Genomic DNA, 4995 nt, shown 5'->3' with positions numbered 1-4995 from the left:
TTACCACTGACCTACTGCGAAAAAGCCGGATTTGGCCATTTTTTCTGATTCTTTTCGTTGAATAGCTCGCTATTCGCCTCAAATAATCATAAAAACTGTCTCAAACCGGACTTTTTCTCGCTACGGTCGGCTAAGTCCGACAGACTCCTAGGCAACCGTGAGTTCATGGAACTGAATAAAGGTCGATGCATCAAAGTGAAGAAAGGTGATGCTCTGGCCCAGTTCAATTTAAGCCCGGAAGAAAGAGCCCAGGTTTTCCCTGATCACAAAGAGAACTTTGAGTTGTTGGAGCTTACAGAAGCAGATCAGACAGTCTGCAATATTATTAAAGGGGATTACACCCCATAGAGTGTACATACAGTCTCTCTGGCGACCTGCTCTCTGGCCGCCAGAGAGACTGCTTTTACCCTGCAGGCCTTAGTACTATTGCAGCCAGTGGTGGCAGGTCAATCATGATACTCTGAGTACAACCATGATGAGGAACATCAAGAGAACTTATTCCCTTGCCTGGAGAAACACCGCTTCCACCCAGATCTTTTGCATCCGAGTTCAACAGCACTTTATATTTACCCTTTTCAGGAACCCCAAGCTGGTAATGGTGCCTGACCGTCGGTGTCATATTCAACACGGTAATCACTGGACGATGCTGCTGATCATAACGGGCGTAAGCCAGAACGCTCTGATCCCGGTCATCAGAAACCAGCCATTGAAACCCAACCTCTGAACAATCCAGCTCATAAAGCTCCGGATAGGTCTGGTAAAGCTTGTTGAGTTTGCGGGTCAACTTCTGAACACCTGCATTCGGAGACTGGCTGTCTTCTACCAGCTCCCAGTCCAGTGCTTTATGGTGATTCCATTCATTCCAGCTGCCAAACTCACCTCCCATAAACATCAGCTTCTTGCCGGGATGGGTATACATAAAGGTGAGATAAGTTCGAAGGTTGGCAAACTTCTGCCAGTCATCCCCTGGCATTCGGGTCAGTAAAGTCCCTTTGCCATAAACCACTTCATCGTGCGACAGGGAAAGAACAAAGTTCTCACTCCAGGCATACACCGTACTGAATGTGATCTTGTCATGATGGTGTTTACGATAAATGGACTCTTCTTTCATGTACTCCAGAGAATCATGCATCCAGCCCATGTTCCACTTGTAGCCAAAACCTAATCCATTGTCGTGTACAGGTCTGGATACACCGGGAAAGCTGGTAGATTCCTCGGCAATCGTCATAGCCGTTGGAAAACGTTCATAGACGGTCTGATTCAATCTTTTCAGGAATGAGATAGCTTCAAGATTTTCGTTGCCACCGTGAATATTAGGTTCCCACTCACCCTCATCTCTTGAGTAATCCAGGTAAAGCATGGATGCCACGGCATCGACCCGCAACCCGTCAATATGAAACTCATCCAGCCAGTACAGAGCGCTGCTGATCAGAAAGTCCTGAACCCATGGTCGTCCGAAATCATAGATGCAGGTTTTCCAATCCGGATGCCAGCCTCTTCTCGGATCTGGATGTTCGTAGAGCGAAGTGCCATCAAACTTCTCCAGACCATGATCATCATTGGGGAAATGAGCAGGCACCCAATCCAGAATGACACCGATTCCAGCCTGATGGCATCGATCGACAAAGTATTTGAAATCATCAGGGTTGCCATAACGGCTGGTAGGAGCAAACATTCCAATCGTCTGGTACCCCCAGGATTCATAGAGAGGGTGCTCAGTAACAGGCATTAACTCGACATGGGTAAACCCCATTTTTTTAACGTAAGAAATCAGCTTTTTAGCCAGCGCTCTGTAACTCAGGGGCTCATTCTCGGAAGTTCGCTGCCATGAGCCCGGGTGCACCTCATAAATCGACATGGGCTTGTCGTATAGCTGACCTCTGGACTCCAGCCAGTTGTGATCCTGCCAGCGGTATTTCTGTTCATCATGAACAATAGAAGCCAGTCCGGGCCATTGCTCGGCATAACGTCCAAACGGATCCGCTTTCAGCGGCAGACAATCACCCTGGGCATCATGAATTTCGTATTTATAGAGAGTGTCTTCATCCAACTGGGGAATATACAATCTCCAGATGCCGTCATCGGCACTGGCCATAGGATGCAGTCGGCCATCCCATTGGTTGAAGTCACCTACCACACTGACGGAGCGGGCATTGGGCGCATAAACCCTGAATAGTACGCCCTGAACATGATGCCGTGCATTAAAACAGTGCTTCTGGAGGTGAGCGCCCTGATACCGGTACAAGGCATCAAAATCCACGCCTTCTTCCTTCAGTGCATATTCACCAAACTGGTAAGGGTCATAGATTTTTTGACACAGCCCCTCTTCAGAAAAAATGGATAGCTGATAATTAAAACGTTTTCGACGGCGGGGTAAAGATAACTCAAAAAGTCCCGAGTCAGTCTTTGTCATCGAGCCCAACAATCTACCCGTAGAGTATTCTGAGACTTCCACTCTATGAGCATCAGGACGCCAGACTCTTAGAACCAAACCCTTGCCAGATGGATGGTCATGCAGGCCAAGAAAACTAAAGGGAATGGCACAATGCGCATGCAGCAGTTCCTGCTCACGATCATACTCAAACCCCGACATAACAGACGATGGTTGAACAGCTATGGTCATAGATATCAGATTTCAGATTTTTAAAGCAGGTAATATCCCCCTTTCGCCCAAAGACACGGGGAAAGGGAGTGCGGGAACAGTGTGGTGAAACGCCTAGCCGGCTGCAAACACCTCCGAAACCATGGCTTTGGCTTCTTCCTGAATTTGCTTAAGATGATCAGGGCCCACAAAACTCTCGGTATAGATCTTATAAACAGCTTCAGTACCTGACGGTCTGGCAGCAAACCAGCCCTTCTCAGTAACAACTTTCAAACCACCAATCGCAGCACCGTTTGCCGGAGCATGAGTTAACTTGGCAGTAATAGGATCACCCGCCAGAGTATCGGCTTTGACCATGGATGGGTTCATGGCTGACAGCACTTTTTTCTGTTCGTCAGAAGCGGGAGCCTGCAGTCGTTCATAAACAGGGGAACCATACTTTTCGGTCAGTTCCTGGTAGTGCTCACCCGGATCTTTGCCGGTGACTGCTGTGATCTCTGCAGCCAGCAGAGCCAGAATGAAACCATCTTTATCGGTGCACCAGGTGCTACCATCACGGCGCAGGAAAGCAGCACCGGCACTTTCTTCCCCACCAAAGGCAAGCTCACCAGAAGCCAGCCCATCCACAAACCATTTGAAGCCTACCGGCACTTCAGCCACTTCCCTGTCCAGCCCTTTAGCCACATGATCGATCATGGCACTGGATACCAGAGTCTTGCCAATTTTGGCATTCGCTGACCAGTTTGTGCGATGGCTGTACAGATAATTAATCGCTACAGCCAGGTAGTGGTTAGGGTTTAACAGGCCATGTTTGCGGGTCACTATGCCATGACGGTCAAAATCTGGATCATTACCAAACGCAATGTCGAACCGATCCTTGAGTTCAATCAGACCAGCCATGGCATAGGCCGAAGAACAATCCATACGAATCTTGCCGTCTTTATCAACATGCATGAAGGAAAAAGTAGGATCAACTTTTCTACTGACTAACTCGATATCCAGCCCATAACGCTTCGCAATGGGTTCCCAGTAATACAAGCCGGAACCGCCCAGTGGATCGACACCAATCTTGATGCCCGCCTTGCGAATAGCCTCCATATCGATGACATTTTCCAGGTCATTGACATAAGGCGTGATGTAATCGTATTCAGTGATAAATCCTGAAGCCAGAGCCTCATTAAGCGACACTTGGTTAACACCTTCCAACCTCTGTGCAATCAGCTGGTTGGCACGATCCTGAACCCAGTTGGTCACTTCAGTGCCAGCCGGACCACCATGAGGCGGGTTATACTTGAAACCGCCATCCTCTGGGGGATTATGAGAGGGCGTGATGACCACACCATCCGCTTTATCCTGATGGTCGCGGTTATAACCGACGATGGCATGAGAAATAACCGGAGTTGGCGTATAACCTCTGCCTTCCTCGATTCTTACCTGTACACGGTTGGCTGCCAGTACTTGAATGGCACTGATCAATGCTGGTTCAGACAGGGCGTGAGTATCCATGCCCACAAACATAGGTCCGGTAATATTGTGCTCGTGACGGTATTCACAGATAGCCTGAGTTATAGCAACGATATGGGCTTCGTTAAAGGTGGCCTTGAAAGAAGTACCTCTGTGTCCTGAAGTACCAAACTGAACCCGCTGGGAAGGGTTGGCAGGATCTGGTTGGATAGCGTAATAATCGCTGACCAGACGGGGAATATTGGTCAGCATGTCGTCTGTAGCGACTTTACCGGCTTGAGGATGCATGCAGAATTCCTGAGTGAGTGACACTGAAGCATAAAGCAAAAATCGCTCCAGATCAGAAAACAGTAAGGCTTACGTTACCCGCCCTGATATACGAAGACAGTATCGGACTACCACTATTATATCTTGCTGACAATTTCCCAGAAATGCCTGACGGATCATTTCATAAACGATTCCCTCATGAAAAGCTTTACAGAGAGCGATTTCAGGAATACAAATCGTCATCCTCATCATCTTCCTGATCAGGAAGCACTTTTTCATCCACTTTTTCAGGTTCTGGCCAGGGTGGCTTTTCTTTTCTCTCCCAGGCTTCATTCACTTTTCTGAACCATTCAGCCTTGTCCTTCTGTGATAAAAACCCAAACTTGGCACTTAGATTCAGACCCGTATCCAACTGCTCTTTTCTTTCTTCAGCTTCAGCAAGTTTTTTGCTACCAGCCATATCTTCCAGTGCAAAGTCACTGGCCACTTGTCTGACAATTTCCTCATCAGGCAAGTGCATCTCCAGCAAATCCTTTAACTCGATTCTGCAGTTTTTAGCGTTTGACGAAGGAAGATTCTTGTGGACTGCGGAACCAGTCTACTACTGTGACTCTTGTGCCAAGCCTAGCGAGGTACAATCAACATCACAGCAGCAGGCTGGC

Annotated in this window: 4 protein-coding genes; 1 reads left to right on the top strand and 3 read right to left on the bottom strand. The window is 48.1% G+C overall.

All coding sequences use genetic code 11. The features are described from left to right. The first annotated feature begins 165 nt into the window (after positions 1–165). Positions 166–348 (top strand): hypothetical protein, encoded by a 183-nt coding sequence (locus tag ACR2PX_RS12945; protein WP_433999772.1) that lies wholly within the window; start codon positions 166–168, stop codon positions 346–348. A gap of 55 nt (positions 349–403) precedes the next feature. Here ACR2PX_RS12945 and glgB read toward each other — a convergent pair whose 3' ends face one another. The 3 genes from glgB to ACR2PX_RS12930 form a co-directional block, all read right to left on the bottom strand. Beyond that, positions 404–2623, bottom strand: a complete 2220-nt coding sequence (gene glgB / locus ACR2PX_RS12940; protein ID WP_433999771.1) for a 1,4-alpha-glucan branching protein GlgB — start codon at positions 2621–2623, stop codon at positions 404–406. A gap of 93 nt (positions 2624–2716) precedes the next feature. Then, positions 2717–4354 (bottom strand): phosphoglucomutase (alpha-D-glucose-1,6-bisphosphate-dependent), encoded by a 1638-nt coding sequence (gene pgm, locus ACR2PX_RS12935; RefSeq protein WP_433999770.1) that lies wholly within the window; start codon positions 4352–4354, stop codon positions 2717–2719. Between the two features lie 202 nt (positions 4355–4556). Then, positions 4557–4847: a hypothetical protein gene (locus ACR2PX_RS12930; protein ID WP_433999769.1), complete on the bottom strand. Its 291-nt coding sequence runs from the start codon at positions 4845–4847 to the stop codon at positions 4557–4559. Between the last annotated feature and the right edge of the window lie 148 nt (positions 4848–4995).

This window comes from Endozoicomonas sp. (assembly GCF_051008435.1).
Taxonomy (GTDB): Bacteria; Pseudomonadota; Gammaproteobacteria; order Pseudomonadales; family Endozoicomonadaceae; genus Endozoicomonas_A.
This window is presented reverse-complemented; position numbering and strand designations above follow the sequence as displayed.